We start from the raw sequence: 21,121 nt of genomic DNA, 5'->3' as shown, positions 1-21,121 counted from the left end.
ATTTGAGATGCTCATCACATATGAGAAGAGTTTCTCATTTCAGAAGATGATGGTCAAGTGTTTTCTTCGGGTGGGTGCGTCACGCCGCAGCGGGACTCGGCGAGGAGGCCGCTGCGGAGCTCGCGGAGACGGGGAGCCCGACGGCGGCAAACAGGGCGTGCACGCGCTCTTCCAGATGCGCCAAATGGCGTTGCTGTTCCCGGTACTGCTCCACTGCTTGGCCGTTGCCGATCCAGCGGAAGGTCATCTTTCGGCCGGGGCTGGCCTGGCCCAGCATGGAGAGGGAAGCTTTGGCTGCGACCGCCACAATCGGGTAGCCGGCGGTCAGCGTCCTTGAGCGGCCGAGGATGATGAGCTCATCGCCGTGCGGGATTTCGAATGCACCGATCGGCACACCATGGGACACGATTTCCCCGAGTCCCTCGGGATGCACCACGGGCCCGTCCAATCGCAGGCCCACGTGGTTGGATTTGGAACCGACGGTGTAATGGCTGGAGCTGAGCAGTTTCCGGATGCCGGGCGTCCGGTCCGTTTCAGGTCCGTCGACGACGTCGATAGTCCACACCTCGGGGCTGAAGTCCGGCACGGGAACAGGCAGCCGGAACAGGGGCTGGGTCAGGAACGGGTGCGTGAATCCGCGGTACCGGCTGTGGAGGGTGATCGTCTGCCCGGGAGCGAGCTGTTGCGGGAAGCCCATCCGGGATTCCGGTGCGGCGCTGCCCATGAAGCGGGCGGTTTCCAGTTCGCCGCTGAAGGCCAAGTAGTTCCGCATGCCGCCACTGGCCTTGGAAAGTACAACCCGGGCTCCGGCCGGGAGACATAACGGCTCCCACATGCTCACCCGATCCCCGTTGACCGTGACTTCCGCCGGGACTCCGGTCACGGCGCACATCACGTCGTGCGTGGCTGTGAACGCGAAACGTCCGCCCATGATTTCCAAGCACGTGGCCTTGCGGCTGTTGCCGACCAGGATGTTGGCCGCGGCCGCGGAGTGCTGGTCCGCCGCCCCTCCGCAAGGGACGCCCATGAACTCGGAATTCTCGCGGCCCAGGTCCTGGAAGGTGGACAGCCAGCCCGCTTCACTTACTTTGATGCCGATTGCGCGTTCAGGAAAGGTCACGGTTGCCCCCTTCAGGGCCGTCCGAGCTGGCGCCGGCGCTCGAGGCAGCCCTGAGGAACTGGCCTTCAAGCCGCGACCAATCGTGCTCCGGCACCACCTCGAAGCGCACCAAGTCCCCCGGCTTGTAGGAGGTGGCGGGATCTTCGCGGATGTCGCAAATAGTGAGCGGCGTCCGGCCGATCACTTTCCAGCCGCTCGGCCCCGGGAACGGCTGGATGATCGCGTTGGTGCCGGCCACCATGACAGACCCGGGTTCCACGTTGGTCCGCGGCTCGGCGCAGCGGCTGACCTGGCCCGGGAATCGGACGCCGCCCATCATGGGGGCCATGGCCGCGGCCAACAGGTTGATGGTCAGCACCGAGGACTGGAACTGCTGCAGCACTGCCTCAGGGCTCATGCCCAACTCCTCGGAAACACCCTGGAGGTCCGGGGAGAATTCCTCGCTCACGACCATCGGGATGACAAAAAGTGATTGCGAGGCGCCAGGGGCTCCCGGTTCCAGGGCGTTGCCGGCAACCGCCAAGCGAATGGTCTGGGCCAGTTGTTCGTGGGTCACGGCCAGGCAATCGAACTCGACCAATAGGGACTCAACGCCGGCCACGATGTCCAACACCCCGTACGGCCGCACCTCCAGCAGCACGTCGCGGAGCCGGCCGCCCGCCGCCCGGCGGAAGTCGGCGTCGTCGTTCTTCACCCGAAGCATGAGGGCTGAGTCGCCGAACGGCTCGGCTTCCAATTCGGGCGGGTGGTGCAGCCGCTCCGCGGGTGCTGTGTGCGTGGTCATGAGTCCTGCTCGGTGGTACGGGTGATGGATCCTGGGGTAGCTCAGCTTCAGACCGTGGCGAGCCGGGCCTTTTCGGCGAGGACTTCCTGGAGTCCGGTGGCCTTGATCCCTGCCTTGTCCAGGGCCGCACGGAGAGCCATACCGTTCTGAAGGACTTGCGGGTGGTCGCCGTGGAGGAGTACGACGTCGGCATCGTGGCCGAGCGGGACCACCTTGCCGGTGACGGCGCGGACAGTCCCCTCGGTCACTACCTGGACCACGCGGCGGCCGATCTCCTCGGGGTCGTGCAGGAGTGCGCCTTCGCTGTTGCGGGAGACGGGCATGCCGTCTTCGCCGTAGCCGCGGTCCGCCAGGAAGACGTAGCCAACCTGAAGGCCGCGCTTGCGGGATTCATCGGCCAGGAGGCCGTTCTGGCAGATCACAATGTAGGAGGGGTCGTAGGCCTTGATGGCATCCGTGATGGCCCGGGCGTGCTTGGCGTCGGTCTGGGCGATGCTGCCCATGCGGCCGTGCGGGGCCACGTGGCTGATCTTGCCGCCGTGGATGCGGGCGAACGCGTCCAGGGCGCCGATCTGGTAGAGCACATCGGTGCGGATTTCTTCTTCGCTGGCTTCGATGAGGCGGCGGCCGAAGCCAACCAGGTCCGGGTATCCCGGGTGTGCGCCGAGTTCGATGCCGCGCTCCACGCAGGCCTTGACGGTGGCATCCATGACCCGCGGATCGCCGGCGTGAAAACCGCAGGCGATGTTGGAAGCGGTGACGAGACCCAGGAGGGCGTCGTCGTCGCCGATCGTGTAGTTGCCGTAGCTTTCGCCGAGGTCTGCGACGACGGCGACTGAATTGATGCTCAAGGTGACTCCCGCTTCTGTTCCTGGTTAGGAGGTTCTGTTCGTTGCTTAGGGTTCGACGGCGGCGGCTGCCGTTTCGCTGGCTGGCGGCCGCCGCCGTCGGGGTTCTGGTGGTCCGTTACTAGTGCGTCTGCAGGGGCTGGCCCTTGGTTTCTTTCAGGAAGTAGACCGAGACAAGCGTGATGATGGCCGTGCCGATCGAGGCGTAGGCGGGAACCATGCTGTTGCCGGTGGCCTTGATGAGTTCGGTCATGACCAGCGGTGCGCTGCCGCCGAAGATGATGGTGCTGATGCTGAAGCCGATGCTGTACGCGCTGTAGCGGACCGTGGTGGGGAACATTTCGGTCAGCACGGTGTGGACGACGGCGGCGTGGCCGGAGAACGCGATGGCCATCACGACGGTGGCAACACAGGCCAGCGGCATGTTCCCGGTGGTGATCATGGCAAACATCGGGTAGGAAACCACGGCCATGAGCACGGAGGAGAGCGCCAACACGGGCTTGCGGCCGATACGGTCGGACAAGCGGGCCATGAGCGGGATCGCGATGATGATGGCCACCAGGCTGACGGCGGTCACGAGGAGTGCCTGGAGCATGGTGAAGTTGTTGCCTGCACCCAGCTGGGTCTTCAGGTACGTGGGCATGTATGCGAACAGGAGGTAGTAGCCGGGGCCGTTCAGTGCGGGGAGGAAGATGGTCAGCGCGATGGCCTTCAGGTGTCGCTTGGACGTGAAGACGGTGCGCAGGGGGTTGCGTTCCACCTCGTTGCGCTCACGGAGTGCCGCGAAGTGCGGGGTGTCTTCCATCTTGGAGCGGATGTAGAAGCCGACGTAGCCCAAGGGCAGGGCGAAGAGGAACGGGATGCGCCACGCCCAGGATTGCATGGTCGAGTCGCCGAGGGTGGTGATGAGGCCGGCGGAGAGGGCGCTACCGAAAAGCAGAGCGCAGAAGGAACCGACCGCGATGAAGCTCATGGAGTAGTTGCGGTGCTTGTTGTGGGCGTATTCGCCCACGAAGGCCATGGCGCCTGCCACTTCGCCGCCGGCGGAGAAGCCCTGAAGGATGCGGAACAGGATCAGCAAGGCCGGAGCGGCCCAGAAGATGACCGAGTACGACGGGATGAGGCCGATGCAGGCGGTGGCCCCGGAGATGAGGAGCAGGAGGACGGCGAGCAGGTTCTTGCGGCCCAGCCGGTCACCCAGGAAACCACAGATGACGCTGCCGAAGGGGCGGGCCAGGAAGCTCACCAGGAAGCCGACGTTGGTCAGGAGCAAGGAGCCGACGTCCTTGGAACCCATGATGTTCATGGCCAGGTACGTGGTCAGCAGGCCGTAAATGCCGTAGTCGTACCATTCCACGAAGGAACCCATGGTGCCGGCAAAGGTTGCCTTGCGCACCATCCTGCCGTCCGCGGTTACGACTTTGATTTGAGCGGTGTTCAGTTCCACTGAGTCCGTCGATTGCTTTGTCATGGTGGGTGCTTTCAGTCTATGAGGGGGCTGGGGTGGAAGAAAGCATGGGCCCCCGTCGGCAGGGTTCCCTGGCCGAAGCGGAGCGAGGCTAGGGGGCCGATGGGGACTAGCTGTATTCGCGGGTGATTTCCGCGGTCATCTCGGCCTCGTGCGCGGCCACAGCGATGACTCGTTCCAGGATTTCCGCTGCACGGGCCTGGGGGATGATGACGACTCCGTCGTCATCGGCGGCGACGATGTCGCCTGCCGAGCAGACGATGCCGCCGATTGCCACGGGCTCACCGATGACTCCCGGGCCGTTCTTGAACGGACCGGCAGGGGTGACACCGCGGGCAAAAACGGGGAACTTGATTTCCGTGATCGTGGCGCGGTCCCGGATGTAGCCGTCAATGACGGCTCCGGTGGCGCCGGCGGCTTCGAAGCGCTGGGACAGCTGCTCGCCCACCAAGGCGCGGTGTTCGTGGCCAAAGCCGTTGATCACCACCACGTCACCGGGCTGGATGTAATTCAGCGCCTCGATGACGGCGGCGTTGTCTCCAGCGGCGCCCAGGACGGGGAGGGCGGAGCCGACGCAGCGGGCGCCTTCCCAGACCGGGCTGATTCCGCCGTCGACGATTCCGAGCCGCTCCATGGCGTCACCGATGTTTGCCACGGGGAACGCTTCGAACGCCCGGACCAGTTCGCGGGGCGGCCGGGTCCAGGAAGCGGTGCGGACGGTCAGTTCGAGTGTTGTTGCCATTTTCTTCGCCTTTGGTTTCTTCCCAAGAGCCGGCGCTGTGGGCGTCGATCGTCTTGAGACGTCAATCACATATGAGAAGAGTTTCGCGTTTTAAATTCATGCCGTCAAGGGTTTCCCGTTACGGGCATGTAAATCATTCGCAACCATGGCTCGAGGGCGACCTGGTCCCGATGGCAGGCCGCTCGGCAGGGATTGTGCGGGAGAATAGCTTCGGTTGGACATTCTGACCAGTTAGATCTTCGGCGATTAGGCAGAAAGCGGCAGCGATGCAGGAATTGGATTCAACGGACAAGCGCATCCTGGCCGCGCTCGACGACGACCCCCGGGTGCCGATCATGGTCCTCGCCCAGCGCTTGGGCTTGGCGCGCGGGACCGTGCAGTCGCGCCTGGAGCGCATGTCGGCGTCGGGCGCTTTGCGTCCCAACAGCAGCCGGGTACTGCCCTCAGCTCTGGGCCGCGGCGTTGCGGCGGCGGTGAGTGCGGAGCTGGATCAGAGCCGGCTGAACGAGGCGATCGCTGCCCTGCGCGACATCCCCGAGGTACTCGAATGCCATGCGCCAGCCGGAGACACCGACCTCATCATCCGCGTGGTCGCCACGAGCCCCGACGATCTGTACCGGGTCTCGGAAGAGATCAGGCTGTGCCCGGGAATCGTGCGCACGTCCACGAGCATGTTCCTGCGCGAGGTGATTCCGTACCGAACGACAGGGCTGCTCGGGGCGTGAGCTCATATTTGGAAGTAGTGGTTTCTTCGGGGTGTCCGGTGCGGGTCGGTGTGGGGTGGCGGGATGAACCAAGGCACGCCTGCTTGGACTTGGATGTGCCAGTCTTCCTTGTGGATCAGGTGGTGGTGGTGGCTGCAGAGCAGGGTGCCGTTGGCGGTGCTGGTGGGTCCGCCCCGGGACCAGTACTCGATGTGGTGGGCCTCGCACCATGGTGCCGGCATGGTGCATCCGGGGAAGGCGCAGCCCTTGTCCCGCGCGGTGATGGCCTTGCGGATCTGCGGGGGGAAGATCCTTGAGGCCCGTCCGATGTCCAGGACCTGGCCCTCGCCGCCCAGGACCACGGGGATGATGTCCGCGTCGCAGGCGAGTTTGCGCAACGTCGCCGCCGGGACGGGCCCGGTGAACGTGAAGGACCCGGTGCCCGCGCCCTGCCGGGGTCGGTTGAACAGGGCGGGCTGCCCGGACTGCGAGGGCTGCCCGGACTGTGAGGCTTGCCCGGACCGTGAGGCTTGCCCGGATTGCGGGTCCTGGCTGTCGTGGGGGAAGAGTTCGCGGTGGTCGATGGTGGCCAGGATCTGCGGGCGGTGGCCGCCCGCGGCGGGCAGGGACCCCGTGGCCAGGGCGAGCCGGCAGGCGCCGATCAAACCGTCCAGGAGCTTCTGTGCCCTCGAACGCCGCTCCAGCGCCCCGGTACTCTCCGACGCCCCGGCATCGTCCGACGCCCCGCCCGGGGAATCGGCGGACGCATCGCCGGAAGGTTCCACGCAGGCAGGAACCGTGCCCTGGGGTGCCGTGCCTAGGGGTACTGTGCCTTGGGGGGTGCGGGGGTTGGCGGCGGTGTTCATGACCGTGAGCAGGTGTTCGTATTGCTCGGTGGTGGCGAAGATCTCCACATGCGCCAGCCCGTGCTTGGGACGGCGCAGGAACGCCCCTTGATAGTGGCGGAGGGATTCTTCGGACGGTTCCGGGCCGTCCTGGTCGATCGCCTCGACCCAGCGCCGGGCAACCCTGGCCAGGAAGTCCTGGTCGTTTTCCTCCGCGGTGCGGGCCAGGGCGTGTTCCATTTCCGCGGCCTTCTCCGGGCTGCACAGCGGACGCACCTTCGCCACGGCCATCGTGATGATCCCGGCCGAACCGGACCCGATCACCCCGGAGGCCAGCGCCGCGGCCGTTTCCCCGTGCCGGGCAGGGACGGTGTGTCCGGTGAGGCCGCGGCCCGGCAGCAGCTCCCGGGCCAGGGCGAGCCGGCGCCTGGCCTCGGCGGCACTGATCCGCAGCAACGACCGCAGATGCTCGGCCGTGGACCTGAACTCCCCGCCCCGGGCGCTCCCCGTCCCCATGGAAGAAGCCGCACCACCCTGCGCGTCCGTGTCGCCCGCCGTGGCCCCGGAGGTCCGGCCGGCGCCAGGGCCGGTATCCGCGTCAGCGGCCCAGCCCCCTGTCCACCCTGTCGTCCAGCCCGGCCCGGTGGCGGGTTCATCATTCCCGGTGGCGGGTTCATCGCTCCGGGCCTTGTCCAGCCCCGACGCGGCGAGCAGTTGGAGATAATCCAGGGTGCGGGAGAGTTCCTCCACCCCGGACGCGAACGCGACAGCCTCCTGGAAACCCGTGACTCCGACGTCGTCGGCCGCCTCTTCCGCCAGCGACCTCACTGCCGCCACCGCCCCGTCCAAAACGGCCAGCCGACCGCCCCCATCGTGCGGATCCACCAACGCCAGCCCGCCCGGGACCCCGGCAAAGCGCGGACCACGGGCATAACGGGACACGCCGAAGAACCCGCGGGACACGGGGCCCTGCCTGGTGTCGAAGTATCCGATCGCTTCCATGGAAACACTCTGCCAGGAGGCTACGACATTTAACCGAACTCAGACCGGCGGTCCCGCGTTCGGCTTCAGGTTCTTCATCACCAACGTCGAGTTGAGGCGCTCGACGGCGGGAAGTGCCGAGAGTTGGTCGTCGTAGAAGCGCTGGTAGGCCGGGAGATCGGCGGCGATCACGCGGAGGAGGTAGTCCGGCGAGCCGAACAGCCGCTGGGCCTCGACGATGTTCGGAATGGCCGCCACGCGGTCTTCGAACTCCGACATCGTGGCGCGGTCAGCCTGACGCAGGGTCACAAAGACTATCGCCTCGAATCCGAGGCCAATCGCACCCGGATCGATGTCTGCCCTGTACCCCCGAATGACGCCGGAAGCCTCGAGATCCCGCAGCCTTCGATGGCACGGAGCCACGGTCAATCCCACCTTGGCTGCGAGCGCGGTGGCAGTCATTCGGCCATCCTCTTTGAGGTGGCGCAAAATAGTTCTATCTATTCCATCAATCACGCAAATATCTTACCGAGATCCCGGCAAGTCTGGCTAAATATGGGAACACTTATGGGCCGATTTTCCATAAAGTTCATGGTGTAGACACCAACCAGGAGCCACCATGAATCCCCAGCTTTTCATCGCTTTCGTCATTGTCGCCGTCACCTTGGCGTGCACCCCGGGCGTCGACTGGGCGTATTCGATTGCCGCAGGCCTGCGGCAGCGCAGCTTTCTCCCCGCCGTGGCCGGCCTATGCAGCGGCTACGTGCTGCACACGGCCCTCCTGGTGGCCGGACTCGCGGCCCTTTTGACGGGAGTTCCGGGGCTTCTAGGCTGGCTGACGATCGCGGGCGCAGCGTACTTGCTCTGGCTCGGCGTGAGCACCATACGCTCGTGGCGAGGCGCAAGCTTCAGTGCGGATGACGCCGTCGGGCAGTCCCGAAACCAGTTGCGCACCTTCCTGCAAGGCATGGGCACGAGCGGCATCAACCCCAAGGGCCTGCTGTTCTTCCTGGCGCTGGTGCCCCAATTTGTGAGCCCGGAGGCGTCGTTGCCGGTGCCGGTGCAGTCAGGCGTGCTGGGCCTCACGTTCGTCGTGTTCGCGGGCATCATTTACACGGCGGTGGCACTGACCTCGCGAAAGCTGCTGCAGTCCCGGCCATCCGCGGCACGCGTAGTGACCCTTGGGAGCGGCATCATCATGATGGGGCTCGGGGCTGTTCTGTTGGGCGAACAGCTGCTTCCAATGCTCCGGTGACGTGGCCGTCGGGTGGGATCGCTCTGGCGCTCTTCGGCGGGGCAGCCTATCGTCGGCTTCATGTCCGATGACTTTTCAGCTCTCATAGAGGCCTTCAGGAAGGTCGGTGTGTCGAGGGCGTACGGTTCGCCCCTGCAGATCGGCGGAGAAGAACTGATCCCGGTGGCCCTGGTGTCCTTTGGATTCGGAGGAGGCAGCGATGGAGGCAATGCTGCCGGCGGTGGTGGGGGCGGTTTCGTGCTCCCTGTCGGCGTCTATGGCCGCAACGCCAGCGGACGCGTGACCTTCCAGCCGAACACCGTGGTTGTCTTGGCGATGCTGCTCCCGCTTGTCGGCGCCGTCGGGGTCTCCATTCGGGGAATCCTCCGCGCGCTTCGGGCCTAACCGGCCTGCTCCGGCCGTCGCCTCAGTCGCCCGGTTCGCCGAAATCCTTGTTCCACATCCGGCGCACCTCGATATCCTTACGGATGCCGTCGACGGCGTCCAACTCAGTCCCCTCCGGTCTGCCGCGCGGAACCCGCTTAGAGACAAGAGGCCGTGGGTTGGGTGTCCGCCGCCTGACCTCGAGCATCGACAGCGCCCGGTCCGTGAGCGCGTCATTGCGCAAGGCGAGGCTGGTCTTCTTCCTCCGGAGTACCTCCACGAGAGCGGCCTGTGCCGCTTCCCGCTCTCCCAGCACCCTGAGCGACTGTGCCCGAATCAGCAGCAGCGCAGCCGAAAGGTCGTCCGTGTTGCGGAGCCCCTCAGTCCAGGCGACGACGTCGGCGTGCCGCTCGAGTGCTGACGCCGCGGTGCAGCGAGCCAAGGCGGAGGGCAACGACGGCGGCAAGCCGGCCAGGATATCCAGCGCCTCCGCCGTCTGGCCCGTCTCCCGGAAGCAATGCGAGAGGGCAAGGTAGACGGATTCCTCGCTGAACAGGACGGGAACGTCAATCCGCTCCGCCACCTCGACCCGCGTGACCACCCTGCGAAGGTAGCTTGAGGAGAACTGGCTCGCGGCGTCGTCGATCCGTATGGACAAGCCGCGCTGCAGCAGTTCCGAAGCCCGGAGATATCCGGTGTGTTTGTACACAAGCAGCCCGGCGATCACGTAGCACAGGCCTGCCCAACCCGGGTAGGTGCGCGCCAGGGTGATGAGCCGGTCCGGTTCCGTGCTGGTGAAGACGGCGTCGTACACCGATTTGGCGGTCTTACCGGCCAGGCGTTTGAGTCTGGGAGCATCCCCGGCGACGTCGATCCGGCCAGCGGCCTTTCCTTTCAGGATGCCCCAAATCGCACCGCTCAAGCCCTCAGCCAGTCCACCCACCGACGTGCGGACATGTCCATTCCGGAACGGCGTGATGTCCCTGGGGTCCCCGAAAATCGCTCCGCGGACTCCGGGAGCCGATGGCTCACTCACGGTTGCCCTGCCATCGCAGGATAAAGCGTCGCAGAATTGGGCGTCACAGAACCATGCTAGCTGCGCTTTGTCCCACCCCCTCCCCTCTATTCCGGGGTTTTCGGGAGTAAGATATCCTCGTCGGCAGGGTTCCGACTCCTTGCCGCGATACGGCCCTCCATTTGAAGGGCCGATGGAAATCGTGATCGGGAGGAGCTATGACTACTGCTTCACACCCCGCGCAGCACCACGTGATGGGGCTGACGCTGCACAACACAGCACTGGTATTGGGCTGGGTTTTCCTGGCTGTTGGCGTCTTGGGATTTATCCCGGGCATCACCAGCAATTACGGCGCCATGACCTTTGCAGGACATGACTCGGGCGCCATGCTTCTTGGAGTCTTCCAAGTATCCGTCCTGCACAATATTGTCCATTTGCTATTCGGCGCGGCAGGCCTGTACTTCGCGAGGACTGGAAGGATGGCGCGCGGTTACCTCATCGGTGGCGGCGCAATCTACCTCGTCCTGTGGATCTACGGTCTCATCACCACGTCGAACATGAGCGCTGACTTCGTGCCCATGAACGCCGCGGACGACTGGCTGCACCTGGTTCTCGGTGTTGTCATGGTTGCCCTTGGCCTGTGGCTTGGACGCGACGCAAGAGAGGAGTCGAAGGGCCGCGCCATGTAGCGCACCCTGACTCTGCAGCACCCTGCAGTTGCACGACGGCGGCCGTCCCTTTCGAGGCGGCCGTCGCCTTTGCGTCCGGGTCGCCTACCCGAGGAGCCTGCGTTCGTAGGCGAAGGCCACCAGTTGAAGCCTTGTGCGCAGCCCGAGCTTGCTGAGCACACTGCGCAGATGGGATTTCACTGTCGCCTCGGAGACAAACAGGCTTTGCGCCATCTCCGCGTTCCCCAAGCCTTTGGCCGCCAGCAGGAACACATCCCGCTCGCGTGGAGACAGCTCGTCCATGACGGCGAGGTCCGGCCCGGCGACCGGCACCGTCCTCGCCGCGTGCTGGAAGAGTTCGTGAACCGAACCGGGGGCGATCACCGAGTATCCCGAATACACGGTCCGGATGGCAGCCAGCAGGAATTCCGGTTCCGCGCTCTTGAGCAGGTAGCCACTGGCGCCGGCCTGCACGGCTTCGACCACTGCTTGGTCCCTGTTGAAGGTGGTCAGGGCAATAATCTTTGGTTTGCCCACCCCGGCCGCATCTGCTTCCTCGGTGATGCGACGCGTGGCCTCGACTCCGTCCAGCACGGGCATCCGAAGATCCATCAGCATGACGTCCGGCCGCTGCTCGGCCGCGAGCGCCACGGCTTGTTCGCCGTCGTCGGCCTCCCAGGCCATGTCCATGTCCGGTTGGCTCTGCACCAGCATGCGGATGCCGGAGCGGAACAGTGGTTGGTCGTCCACTAAGGCAACCGTGATGGGCGTTTCAGCCACGTCCGACGCTTTCCCGCTCAGGGCCCGACGACGGCGAGGCGCCCTCGAGAGCCAGCGCCGGCTCCTGCTCCAGGCCCTTGCCGGACGGAACATCCTCCCGATCCGAGGCCACTTCCGGAAGGAGGGGTGCCGGGCGCGAGCCGTAAGGGATGAAGACCGTCACACGGAACTGCTCGCCGTCTGGCCCGGAACTGAGCCAGCCGCCGGCAAGGTGCGCACGCTCGCGCATTCCGGGAATGCCGCGCCCCACGCGCCCGGCGGCACCGCCGTCGTCCGTCCCCCCAATCGAAACGGACGCCGGCAATTCCGAAGCAACATGCATGGTCAGCCCTGGGCCGCTCCAGTCAAAGTGAAGGCGCACGGCCGTGCCACGTCCGCCGTGCTTGAGGGCGTTCGTAAGGCATTCCTGCACAATCCGGAATACTGCGAGCTGCTGGCCCGCGCCAAGCTCGACCGGGGTTCCGGTTTCGCTCTGCTGGACCTTGAGGCTCCCTTGACGCATCCGCTCGACAAGAGGCCCGACGTCGGTGAGCCGGGGCTGCGGTGCCACCAGGCCGTCGTCGCGCACTCCCTCAATGACGCGCTGTGCGTCCACGAGGGCATGGCGGGCGGATACCGCGATGTTCTCCAAGGCGTCGAGCACCGCTTTGGGTTGGTCCTGGCTGAGATAGCGCGTGCCGTCCGCTTGAGCGGCGATCACGGCGAGCGAGTGCGCCAGGACGTCGTGAAGGTCACGGGCGATCCGCGTGCGCTCCTGCTCCACCACGAGCTCGACCTCGGTCTCCTTGAGGCTTGCTTGGGCGAGTACCTTGGACTGGAATAGCTTGCCTCGGTCCTCATAAAGAGCCAAGGCAATGCCGACAGCGGCACAGCCGGCGGCGATCAAAATCAATGTGGAGAAGAGCTGCCAGCCGTAGTAGCTCATGGCGCCCCGGTCTCCCGAATATAGGGGCCTGAACCAGCCAACGCCATAGCCGTAACGCCATGACAACATCAAAAACGTTATGACAGCCGTGAACACGACGTTGGCTGCCCCCGCGATCGACCGCTGCCTGCGGGATCCGGTCCACAGAATGAATGCCAGTGCGATGAACGAGCCGATGTAGATTGCCCAATAATTGGGCCAAGGCGGCCGGATGAAATAGGTCAATTGGCCGAGCAAAAGGATGGCGGTCAGCCCCAGTGACGCATAAGGCTTCCAAACAGCCACTGCTATGGCCAAGGTCATCAGAACGAGCATCCACGTGCCGGGCCACGTGCTCAACCCCGACGGCCCCATTCTTCCAGCCTCGCCCACGCACCACAGCGCGAAGAAAATGACGGCCGCCACGGGGGCGCCCCAATGCCGTGCAAATTTCAGTGTCTGTTCCATGTCAGCCACCCTATCCACGGACAAGGACCCGGCGACGCCGATTCTGCCCTCCAGCGTCCGATCTCCACCTGGAAGCCAGCGGATTCATCCTCGGAGCCAACGCAAGATGTGAGCGAGCGTCGGCCAAAATGCCGATAAAGGTCGGCGAGCGTTTGCCTGCTCAAACCCTCGCTCACATATCGGGCCCAAATCCCAAACCCCCGCTCACATATCGGGCCCAAATCCCAAACCCGCGCTCACCAACGCTGAAGTTAGTCCCTGAGAACGACGACGGAACAAAAAACGACGGCGACGCTCCCCAGCACGGGAGCGTCGCCGTCGTCGGCTATTCGGGTTGGGCGCGCGGGATTATTCAGCCGCCGCGGCAACCGCCGCCGTGACCGCGGGAGCGACGCGGGGATCCAGCGGGCTGGGCACGATGTAATCGACGGAGAGTTCGTCCTCGGCCAGTGCGGCGATGGCACGGGCTGCGGCGATCTTCATGGCCGGGGTGATGCGGCGTGCGCCGGCGTCCAAGGCTCCGCGGAAAATTCCGGGGAACGCAAGGACGTTGTTGATCTGGTTAGGGAAGTCGCTGCGGCCAGTGGCCACGACGGCCGCGTACTTGACGGCGACCTCGGGCAGGACTTCCGGGTCCGGGTTGGACAGGGCGAAGACGATCGAATCCTGGTTCATGAGCTTCAAATGTTCCTCGGCCAGCTTGGACGAGGAAACGCCGATGAACACATCGGCGCCCTGCAGTGCCTCCGCGGGTCCGCCGGAAAGGGCGCGGGGGTTGGTGCGCTGGGCGAAGCGGGCCTTGACGCTGCCCGAATCGGCCACAAGGTCGGCGCGCTCGGCGTTGATGATGCCCTTGGAATCCAGAAGGACGACGTCCTCGACGCCCGCGGTCAGCAGGATCTCGGAGACGGCGATGCCCGCGGCACCCGCACCGGAGACCACAATTTTCAGTCCCTCAAGTTCACGGCCGGTCACCTTGGCGGCGTTCGTCAACGCTGCGAGAACCACGACGGCGGTGCCGTGCTGGTCATCGTGCATGACGGGGCAGTCGAGGGCTTCGATGAGACGCTCTTCGAGTTCGAAGCAGCGGGGTGCGGAGATATCTTCGAGGTTCACGGCACCGAAGCTCGGACGCAGGCGGACCAGGGTCTCGATGATTTCGTCCACGTTGGTGGTATTGAGGACCAAGGGAATGGAATTGAGATCGCCGAACGCCTTGAACAGCGCGGACTTTCCTTCCATGACAGGGAGGGAGGCGCTGGGTCCGATGTCGCCCAGGCCCAGGACCGCGGTGCCATCACTGACGACCACCACGAGACGCTCGGCCCAGGTATGCGTGCGTGCAAGCTCAGGGTTGGCGTGGATCGCGCGGCTCACCTCGGCGACACCGGGAGTGTAGGCAATGGAAAGGTCCCGCTTGTTCAAAAGCGGTACCGTGCTGGAAACGGAGAGCTTGCCGCCTTCGTGGGCGGTGAAGATTTCCTCTTCGCTCAGCGCCAGGGCAGTCAGATTCTGTTCAGGGGTGATGGTCTCGACGGACACGTCGTTGTCTCCTCAGGCTAGCCGTGAACCCACGGCACTATTCGGGCAGGTATAGAGGCTTCGGTGCCGGACCAAGGGTGGCTGGTCCGTGCGGTGAAACTCCTGCGGATATGGGCTGCTAGCCGCTTGGGTCCTGTCTTGGTAGACAGGGGCCTGATAGGAAGACTAGAGACATCCAGTCATAAACTCATACTTTTGGTCTTAGTGGTCTAGACCAATTACGGTGATTCCCGGAAAAGCTACGCGTCCGCAATCAGCTTGCAAGCGTTCTTCAGGTCCTTCTCTGCATCGAAAAGCGAGATCCGGCGGCAGTTGACCGACTGGACCAGACCACTGATCACGTGCAAGAGAATCCGGGCCCTCCCGGCGTCGCCGATCGCGGCCCCGACCATCTCGGCGGAGAGCACTTCGATATCGCGCAAGAGTACGGGGATGTCGCCGTCGCGGGTATCCCATGTGCGGGATAGACAGTGTTCGACGGCGGGCTGCATGACCCGCATGTGGAAAATCTCCATCCCGAGACCGGTGAGCTCCTGCTGGCTGCACCTCGAAGATGCCGGCTTGGCGTCATTGAGTTCCCGGAGCTGCTGCCGGTAGACCGCAAGCATCAGATGGACCGTGGACGGAAAGTAGCGGTAGAGCGTCCCAAGGGGAACGTGGGCCCTGGTGGATACGTCCGAAAGGCTCACGGTATCGAACTGCCGCTGGGCGAATCCCGCGGCAGTCTTCAGTATCCGGGCGTAGCGCAATAGCTGTCTCGGCGTGGTGGGAGCAGCCGCCATTTGGGGCAACCCCGCGGCCAGATCCAGCGAATACGGTTCCAAGGAGTTCGGTTCGGACATTTCCGGCGTTCTGTTGGTTTGGGCTTCGTTCTGGGAGATTGCGCGGCCCCCCAAAGACCGAGCGCGTCCTGACAATGATACGGCAGCAAGTTGTCAGTTCCCTGAGAACGGATTCGCAGGGCTACGCGACGCCCTTGATCTTCACCACGAATACCGCCCCCAGCAGACCGATCACAGCTGCGGCCACATACAGCGAGACGTAGCCACCCCAGAACGCCACAAAGGGGTACGCGATAAGAGGGGCGATCACCTGCGGCAAAGAGTTGGCCACGTTGATGACCCCAAGGTCCCTGCCCCGGTCCAGCGCAGAGGGCAGCACCTGGGTGATAAGGGCGAAGTCGACCGCCAGGTACGCACCAAAGCCGATACCGAGCACCGCCGCACCGGCAATGGCCCCCGTCCACGTGGGTTCGAACCCAAGGATCAGGGCAGCTATCGAAATGACGATGGACGAGACAATGACGAGGGGTTTGCGTTTGCCCATACGGTCGCTGATGGCACCGCCCACCACGCTGGTGATGATCACCATGACCGCATAGAAGCCTGTGAGGATCAGGACCCCGAGCTCTGGCTTGATCCCCTGCGCTTCCTCGAGGTGCACGGCATCCTTGAGGAAGAACAGCAAGTACAGCGTGACCATGTGGTTGCCGACATTGACCAGGAACCTCGTCAGCCAGGCCCACGCGAAGTCGGGATATTTGACGGGCGAGATCCAAAATCCCTTGACGAATGTCCAGAGTTTGAACGGCGGCCTGGCCTCCGGAACGAGAGGCACGTCGTCATTCTTGAAAAGATAGAGCACGACGCCGGCCAGCAGCGCGGCGGCACAGACAATGTAGCCGAGGGCAAAGTTCCCGGAAACCACGGAAGCGATCACCGCGCCCGCGAGAATGCCCACGGTCTGACCCATGGCCGCAAGGCCGCCGACCGCGCCGCGCTGCGGCACTGGCACTCGATCCGGAATAGCCGCTGTGATGGCGGCATAGGCTCCATTGCAACCGGCCTGGACCAGGCACCACAAAATGGCCATGACTGCCACGTTGGGAGCACCCGCCAGGGCCACAAGGGCTGCCGCGCCCAGGATGGCGCCGAAGAGCACCCAAGGTACCCGCCGTCCGAAGCGGGACGTGTTGCGATCGCTGAACGCACCGAAGATCGGGTTCGCCACGAGGGACACCGCAGCACCGCATCCCGTAACCAGCGCAAGGATGGCTTCCTTCTGGCCTTCGTCAAAGTGGATGGCTTGCTGCCCGAGCAAAACCTGAATCGGGCCGAAGAAGGCAGCGTTGATGCCCACATTGACGAGCACCACTCCGGTGACCCACAGCGAGCGGACGCGCTCCACGGGCTCGGCGAGCGCCGTCGTCGGGCCTGCCTGCATCCCCGCAGGATCCGTCGCCGGTCTTTCAGGCAATGAACCGGGCAGATCGGACAGGCTCATGGCGGTGCTCCCCTAGCGTCTGGACGTGTGGATTCAGCCTAGCGCCGTGGGAGTCTGTCCGGCTGTCATGAAGGCGCGCATGTGGACAACTGCCCTGTCCAGGACCGCCAAGGTAAGTCCGCACGCGTTAGGGTAACTCCAACGGACCGAGGAGGATCAACGATGAACAGCCCAGCGAACCCCATCAACACCGCCGATCTCTACGACGAGCGTGCCGAGGATGTTGAGTCGATATCACTGCAGTTCCAGGACCTCGGCGGCGTCTCGCACTTCAGCGGCACCGTTCGCACCATCAAGTGCTTTGAGGACAATGCCCTGGTGAAGACAATTCTGGCGACCCCTGGCGAAGGCGCCGTGCTGGTGGTGGACGGCTACGGCTCGCTGCGCACAGCCCTCATGGGGGACATGATCGCGGAGAGCGCCGTTGCGAACGGCTGGGCCGGCGTCGTGATCAATGGGGCCATCCGTGATCGCGTGGCGATCGCGAAGCTGCCTTTGGGCGTCAAAGCACTCGGGAGCAATCCCAAGAAGAGCTCCAAAGTGGGCCGTGGCGAAGTGGACATCCCTTTGGTGATTGACGGAGTGCACATCGAACCCGGCACCCTGATCTACTGCGATCCTGACGGGATTCTCGTGGAGCGGTGACATTTTTCCCGCCAATCGGGTAAGACAAGGAATACAGGAGCGATTAGGATAGTTACTGAAAGCAACTATCCCTGCTTAGTCCCCTTTTCATCCACCCTTGGAGAAGCAATGTCCAACGCCACGCCTGTGCGGGCCGCCGGAGAGGTCCTGACACACCGTCAGACGCTCACCGTCATGGTGGGCCTCATGCTCGGCATGTTCCTGTCCTCCCTGGACCAGACCATCGTGTCCACGTCCATTTACACCATCGCCAACGACCTGGACGGCCTGTCTCTGCAGGCGTGGGCCACTACGGCCTACCTCATCACCTCCACGGTGACCACCCCGCTGTACGGCAAGCTCAGTGACATCTTCGGCCGCCGCCCGCTGTACCTGGCCGCGATCCTGATCTTCCTCGCCGGCTCACTGTACGCCGGTTCCGTTCACTCCATGACCGAGCTCGCCATCGCCCGCGGCATACAAGGTATGGGCGCCGGCGGTCTGCTGGCCCTCGCGCTGACCATCATCGGCGACATCGTTGCCCTGAAGGATCGTGCCAAGTACCAGGGCTACTTCATGTCCGTCTTTGGCGTTTCCTCGGTCCTCGGGCCCGTGGTCGGCGGTGCTTTCGCAGGCTCGTCCAACATCCTTGGCTTCGACGGCTGGCGCTGGGTCTTCTTCATCAACCTGCCCATAGGCCTGGCTGCACTGGCCGTGGTGTTCTTCTACCTGCACCTGCCCGCGAAGCACGTCAAGCAGAAGATCGACTACTGGGGCGCGGGAGCCATTACGCTGGCAATCGTCCCGCTGCTGCTCGTGGCCGAGCAAGGCCGCAGCTGGGGCTGGACCTCCGGCAACTCGTGGATCTGCTACGGGCTTGGCGTCATCGGCATCATCGCGTTCCTGCTGGTTGAGCGGCGTGCCGGCGACTACGCGCTGATCCCCTTGCGGCTCTTCAGGAACATCACCTTCGGCTTGTCTTCCCTGCTGAACTTCATCATCGGTATCGGCATGTTCGGGGCCATCGCGATGCTCCCGATGTACCTGCAGCTGGTCAAGGGCCTCACCCCTACCGAAGCGGGCCTCATGATGATCACCTTCACAGTGGGCATCCTCTTCGGTTCCATTACAGCGGGACGGACCATCTCGGCGTCGGGCGTTTTCCGGATCTTCCCGATCCTCGGTACGGGCATCCTGACCGCCGCCGCCATCGTCATGGGCCTATCCCTCGGCGTCGACACCGGCCTCTGGGTTCCCGGTCTGATCGCCGTATTCTTCGGCATGGGCCTGGGCTTCTGCATGCAGCCGCTCACACTGGCCATGCAGGTCTCCGTGCCGCCGAAAGACATGGGTGTGGGCACGTCCACCGCTGCGTTCTTCCGTTCCATGGGTGGCGCGGTGGGAACCGCGGTGTTCATCTCGATGCTCTTCAGCCTGGCCGCCGACAAGATCGCCTCGGGCATGAAGGACGCCATGGGCAGCGCGGACTACCTCAAGGTGCTCAAGGATCCTGCGGTTGCCGCGGATCCCGCCAACGCCAAGCTGTACGACTTCTTCAAGAACGGCGCCACGAACGATTCGCTGAACGACACCAGCTGGCTGCACCACGCCAACCCGGCGCTCACACGGCCCATCGTTGAAGGCTTCGCGCAATCGATCGACACCGTGATGCTGACCGCCGCGGCGCTGACCGGCCTCGCGTTCCTCATCAGCTTCGCTTTGCCGAACAAGAAACTGATGGATCCGAAGGCGGCAGCAAAGGAATCCGTTTCCGCGCACTAGTTTCCGTCTCTTCGACCGCGTCACGGCAGGCAGTCTTTTGGACTGCCTGCCGTTGTCGTTTCCAGTGTTCGCGCCGGGGAGTGCCCGACGGCGGCGCAAAAGTTTGCGTGGCGTGACACGTCCGCCCTGTGGCTCGGAATTGAGGCCTGGCGTTGGATTGTTCATTGCCTGTGCCGTGCCCGCCGCGATATACGGCCTGATCGCGTTCCGGCTGCCTGAGTCGCCGCACTTCCTGGTCCTCAACGGTAAGGAAGACACCGCACGCAAGATCTTCGACGCCCTGATGCCCGGCGACGATACCGAACGCCACATCCGCGAAATCCGTGACTCCATCAAGCAGGACGAACTCTGCACCCAGAAGGGCTCGCTCCGCGCCCGCGCGCTCGGCCTGGCCGCCGTGGTGTGGAGCGCCAACTTCGCCATCACCTTGAGCTTCCCCATCATGGCGGCCGGTTCGCTGCCGCTGACTTACGGCATGTACGCGCTGTTCGCCGCGGCGTCGTTCTTCTTCGTCATGTTCAAGGTGCCGGAAACCAACGGCATGTCCCTTGAGCAGGCCGACACGTTGTTCGTCCCGAAGGGCGCCAATCCCGCAGAGCTCGCGATCACGCCCAAGTAATCCCCACCCAAGTAACTCGCAGTTGTTGTCGTTTTGAGCCCTCATAACGACAACAACTGCGAGTCAGTTGGGCCCTCCTACACGAGGTGCGGTTCGTGTGACTTCAGGTAGCGGCGGCCGCCGACGGCTACGAGGATCGCGAACGCGAGGGCAAGGGCCGCGGCGAAGAACGGGACCTGCGGGCCGAAGTGCTCACCGAGTTGTGCCGCGACAAACGGAGCCAGCGCGCCACCCATCCACCGCACAAAGTTGTAACCGGCCGAAGCCACGGTACGCGGCGAATCGGAGACTTCCATGGCCAGTTCGGTGTAGAGCGTGTTGTTGATGCCCAGCAGGGCGCCCGCCACAATGACGAGCACGACGACGGCAGTCACCGAGTGCCCCGCGGCCAGTCCCAGCCCGACGAGGTCCAGCAAAAGGGCCCCGAGGGTGCCGACCAGGACGTTGGTGGTACCGAAGCGACGCTGCAGCACGGGTGCCACGAAGACCGAGAACACGGCCACGGCCACGCCCCAACCAAAGAACACGGAGCCGATACCGTAGGCGTCCATCCCGAGAATGAAGGGCGTGAAAGCCAGGATTGTGAAGAAGCCGTAGTTGTAGAACAGGGCGCTGGCCGCGGTAGTGCGAAGGCCTTTGTGGCCCAGGGCGAGGAGCGGGTCACGCAAACGGGCCTTCGTGGCCGGCGTCGGGGTCTTGGGCAGCAGTGCCAGCAAGGCGATGAAGGAAATGGCCATGAGGACCGCGGTGCCAAAGAACGGTGCGCGCCATTGCCAGCCCCCAAGGAGTGCTCCGAGCAACGGGCCGAGGGAAATGCCCAGGCCAAGGGCGGCTTCGTAGAGAATGATCGCTGTGCCGGTTCCGCCGCTCGCGACGCCGACAATCACGGCAAGCGCGGTGGCCACGAAGAGGGCATTGCCAAGTCCCCAACCAGCGCGGAATCCGACCAGCTCACCCACGCTTCCGGACATGCCTGACAGCGAGGCGAACACGACAATCAGGGCCAGGCCGATCATGAGCGTCTTTTTGCCACCGATCCGCGAAGAGACGAACCCGGTCACGAGCATTGCGACCGCGGTCACCAGGAAGTAGCTCGTGAAGAGCAACGACACTTGGCTGGGGCTGGCTTGGAGGTTCTTGGCGATGGCCGGCAGGATCGGGTCCACCAGTCCGATACCCATGAAGGCGAAGACGGCGGCAATCGCCGTGGCCCACACAGCTTTGGGCTGCTTGAGGAACGAGGCCTTCTCGGCCTCGAGTGTTTCTTCCGCTGGCTGCAGTTGCTCTGCGAGCTGGCCTTTCATGGACTGCTCTCCTAGTTTTGGG

At 64.3% G+C, this 21,121-nt stretch carries 20 protein-coding genes and 1 pseudogene; 7 read left to right on the top strand and 14 right to left on the bottom strand.

Annotated elements, in window-relative coordinates:
- Positions 1-79: 79 nt before the first annotated feature.
- The 5 genes from ABD742_RS23900 to ABD742_RS23880 form a co-directional block, all read right to left on the bottom strand.
- Positions 80-1,120, bottom strand: coding sequence for a 5-oxoprolinase subunit C family protein (locus tag ABD742_RS23900; protein ID WP_234754411.1), 1,041 nt, complete (start codon positions 1,118-1,120; stop codon positions 80-82).
- Positions 1,107-1,904, bottom strand: a complete 798-nt coding sequence (locus tag ABD742_RS23895) for a carboxyltransferase domain-containing protein (RefSeq protein ID WP_234754409.1) — start codon at positions 1,902-1,904, stop codon at positions 1,107-1,109. The genes ABD742_RS23900 and ABD742_RS23895 overlap by 14 nt, the downstream gene beginning before the upstream one ends.
- 47 nt (positions 1,905-1,951) lie before the next feature.
- Positions 1,952-2,755, bottom strand: a complete 804-nt coding sequence (locus ABD742_RS23890) for a LamB/YcsF family protein (protein WP_234754407.1) — start codon at positions 2,753-2,755, stop codon at positions 1,952-1,954.
- 118 nt (positions 2,756-2,873) lie between these two features.
- The gene (locus ABD742_RS23885) at positions 2,874-4,223 is read right to left on the bottom strand and encodes an MFS transporter (protein WP_234754405.1); all 1,350 of its coding nucleotides are present in this window, start codon (positions 4,221-4,223) and stop codon (positions 2,874-2,876) included.
- A gap of 106 nt (positions 4,224-4,329) precedes the next feature.
- Positions 4,330-4,962: an RraA family protein gene (locus ABD742_RS23880; protein WP_184741514.1), complete on the bottom strand. Its 633-nt coding sequence runs from the start codon at positions 4,960-4,962 to the stop codon at positions 4,330-4,332.
- A 266-nt stretch (positions 4,963-5,228) separates the two neighbouring features.
- Between ABD742_RS23880 and ABD742_RS23875 the strand changes: the two genes are divergently transcribed.
- Positions 5,229-5,687 (top strand): Lrp/AsnC family transcriptional regulator, encoded by a 459-nt coding sequence (locus tag ABD742_RS23875; protein WP_078107285.1) that lies wholly within the window; start codon positions 5,229-5,231, stop codon positions 5,685-5,687.
- 2 nt (positions 5,688-5,689) lie between these two features.
- Here ABD742_RS23875 and ABD742_RS23870 read toward each other — a convergent pair whose 3' ends face one another.
- On the bottom strand, positions 5,690-7,513 hold the full coding sequence (locus tag ABD742_RS23870) for an HNH endonuclease signature motif containing protein (RefSeq protein ID WP_344789242.1): 1,824 nt from the start codon (positions 7,511-7,513) through the stop codon (positions 5,690-5,692).
- Positions 7,514-7,552: 39 nt separating this feature from the next.
- Positions 7,553-8,008 carry an Lrp/AsnC family transcriptional regulator gene (locus ABD742_RS23865; RefSeq protein WP_234751876.1) on the bottom strand — a complete coding sequence of 152 codons (456 nt, stop codon included), beginning with the start codon at positions 8,006-8,008 and terminating at the stop codon, positions 7,553-7,555.
- Positions 8,009-8,111: 103 nt separating this feature from the next.
- Between ABD742_RS23865 and ABD742_RS23860 the strand changes: the two genes are divergently transcribed.
- Positions 8,112-8,747, top strand: a complete 636-nt coding sequence (locus ABD742_RS23860) for a LysE family translocator (protein ID WP_234751875.1) — start codon at positions 8,112-8,114, stop codon at positions 8,745-8,747.
- Between the two features lie 108 nt (positions 8,748-8,855).
- Positions 8,856-9,131 carry a hypothetical protein gene (locus ABD742_RS23855; protein ID WP_344789239.1) on the top strand — a complete coding sequence of 92 codons (276 nt, stop codon included), beginning with the start codon at positions 8,856-8,858 and terminating at the stop codon, positions 9,129-9,131.
- A 22-nt stretch (positions 9,132-9,153) separates the two neighbouring features.
- On the opposite strand, the gene ABD742_RS23850 is transcribed toward ABD742_RS23855, so the two are convergent.
- The gene (locus ABD742_RS23850; protein WP_234751873.1) at positions 9,154-10,146 is read right to left on the bottom strand and encodes a hypothetical protein; all 993 of its coding nucleotides are present in this window, start codon (positions 10,144-10,146) and stop codon (positions 9,154-9,156) included.
- A gap of 197 nt (positions 10,147-10,343) precedes the next feature.
- On the opposite strand from ABD742_RS23850, the gene ABD742_RS23845 reads away from it, so the two are divergent.
- A complete protein-coding gene (locus tag ABD742_RS23845; protein ID WP_234751872.1) occupies positions 10,344-10,814 on the top strand; it encodes a DUF4383 domain-containing protein in 471 nt (156 codons plus the stop codon).
- 84 nt (positions 10,815-10,898) lie between these two features.
- Here ABD742_RS23845 and ABD742_RS23840 read toward each other — a convergent pair whose 3' ends face one another.
- The 5 genes from ABD742_RS23840 to ABD742_RS23820 all read right to left on the bottom strand — a co-directional run bounded on the left by ABD742_RS23840 (position 10,899) and on the right by ABD742_RS23820 (position 16,770).
- The gene (locus tag ABD742_RS23840) at positions 10,899-11,573 is read right to left on the bottom strand and encodes a response regulator (RefSeq protein ID WP_234751871.1); all 675 of its coding nucleotides are present in this window, start codon (positions 11,571-11,573) and stop codon (positions 10,899-10,901) included.
- A complete protein-coding gene (locus tag ABD742_RS23835) occupies positions 11,566-12,945 on the bottom strand; it encodes a histidine kinase (protein ID WP_234751870.1) in 1,380 nt (459 codons plus the stop codon). Before ABD742_RS23835 ends, ABD742_RS23840 begins: the two co-directional genes overlap by 8 nt.
- 348 nt (positions 12,946-13,293) lie before the next feature.
- Entirely contained in the window at positions 13,294-14,487 is a 1,194-nt protein-coding gene (locus ABD742_RS23830) for an NAD(P)-dependent malic enzyme (RefSeq protein WP_234751869.1), read from the bottom strand.
- 239 nt (positions 14,488-14,726) lie between these two features.
- Positions 14,727-15,329 (bottom strand): TetR/AcrR family transcriptional regulator, encoded by a 603-nt coding sequence (locus tag ABD742_RS23825; protein WP_234751868.1) that lies wholly within the window; start codon positions 15,327-15,329, stop codon positions 14,727-14,729.
- Positions 15,330-15,450: 121 nt separating this feature from the next.
- On the bottom strand, positions 15,451-16,770 hold the full coding sequence (locus ABD742_RS23820) for an MFS transporter (protein WP_234751866.1): 1,320 nt from the start codon (positions 16,768-16,770) through the stop codon (positions 15,451-15,453).
- 162 nt (positions 16,771-16,932) lie between these two features.
- On the opposite strand from ABD742_RS23820, the gene rraA reads away from it, so the two are divergent.
- From rraA to ABD742_RS23805, 3 genes and pseudogenes are all read left to right on the top strand, one after another.
- Positions 16,933-17,415 carry a ribonuclease E activity regulator RraA gene (gene rraA, locus ABD742_RS23815; RefSeq protein ID WP_234751864.1) on the top strand — a complete coding sequence of 161 codons (483 nt, stop codon included), beginning with the start codon at positions 16,933-16,935 and terminating at the stop codon, positions 17,413-17,415.
- A gap of 108 nt (positions 17,416-17,523) precedes the next feature.
- Positions 17,524-19,176 carry an MDR family MFS transporter gene (locus tag ABD742_RS23810; RefSeq protein ID WP_234751863.1) on the top strand — a complete coding sequence of 551 codons (1,653 nt, stop codon included), beginning with the start codon at positions 17,524-17,526 and terminating at the stop codon, positions 19,174-19,176.
- A gap of 123 nt (positions 19,177-19,299) precedes the next feature.
- Positions 19,300-19,795: pseudogene (locus ABD742_RS23805) on the top strand (MFS transporter); the annotation flags it as partial.
- A gap of 77 nt (positions 19,796-19,872) precedes the next feature.
- On the opposite strand, the gene ABD742_RS23800 reads toward ABD742_RS23805, so the two are convergent.
- Positions 19,873-21,099, bottom strand: coding sequence for an MFS transporter (locus tag ABD742_RS23800; RefSeq protein WP_234751861.1), 1,227 nt, complete (start codon positions 21,097-21,099; stop codon positions 19,873-19,875).
- Between the last annotated feature and the right edge of the window lie 22 nt (positions 21,100-21,121).

It is taken from the genome of Arthrobacter ramosus, assembly GCF_039535095.1.
Lineage (GTDB): Bacteria > Actinomycetota > Actinomycetes > Actinomycetales > Micrococcaceae > Arthrobacter > Arthrobacter ramosus.
Note: the sequence above shows the minus strand (reverse complement) of the source record. Positions and strands in the feature narration are given on the sequence as shown.

What these genes read in the sequence shown, in the direction of transcription:
- ABD742_RS23895 (WP_234754409.1), bottom strand. Translation starts at nt 1,904, where the DNA reads ATGACCACGCACACAGCACCCGCGGAGCGGCTGCACCACCCGCCCGAA.
- ABD742_RS23885 (WP_234754405.1), bottom strand. Translation starts at nt 4,223, where the DNA reads ATGACAAAGCAATCGACGGACTCAGTGGAACTGAACACCGCTCAAATC.
- ABD742_RS23880 (WP_184741514.1), bottom strand. Translation starts at nt 4,962, where the DNA reads ATGGCAACAACACTCGAACTGACCGTCCGCACCGCTTCCTGGACCCGG.
- ABD742_RS23875 (WP_078107285.1), top strand. Translation starts at nt 5,229, where the DNA reads ATGCAGGAATTGGATTCAACGGACAAGCGCATCCTGGCCGCGCTCGAC.
- ABD742_RS23870 (WP_344789242.1), bottom strand. Translation starts at nt 7,513, where the DNA reads ATGGAAGCGATCGGATACTTCGACACCAGGCAGGGCCCCGTGTCCCGC.
- ABD742_RS23860 (WP_234751875.1), top strand. Translation starts at nt 8,112, where the DNA reads ATGAATCCCCAGCTTTTCATCGCTTTCGTCATTGTCGCCGTCACCTTG.
- ABD742_RS23845 (WP_234751872.1), top strand. Translation starts at nt 10,344, where the DNA reads ATGACTACTGCTTCACACCCCGCGCAGCACCACGTGATGGGGCTGACG.
- ABD742_RS23835 (WP_234751870.1), bottom strand. Translation starts at nt 12,945, where the DNA reads ATGGAACAGACACTGAAATTTGCACGGCATTGGGGCGCCCCCGTGGCG.
- ABD742_RS23825 (WP_234751868.1), bottom strand. Translation starts at nt 15,329, where the DNA reads ATGTCCGAACCGAACTCCTTGGAACCGTATTCGCTGGATCTGGCCGCG.
- ABD742_RS23820 (WP_234751866.1), bottom strand. Translation starts at nt 16,770, where the DNA reads ATGAGCCTGTCCGATCTGCCCGGTTCATTGCCTGAAAGACCGGCGACG.
- rraA (WP_234751864.1), top strand. Translation starts at nt 16,933, where the DNA reads ATGAACAGCCCAGCGAACCCCATCAACACCGCCGATCTCTACGACGAG.
- ABD742_RS23810 (WP_234751863.1), top strand. Translation starts at nt 17,524, where the DNA reads ATGTCCAACGCCACGCCTGTGCGGGCCGCCGGAGAGGTCCTGACACAC.
- ABD742_RS23800 (WP_234751861.1), bottom strand. Translation starts at nt 21,099, where the DNA reads ATGAAAGGCCAGCTCGCAGAGCAACTGCAGCCAGCGGAAGAAACACTC.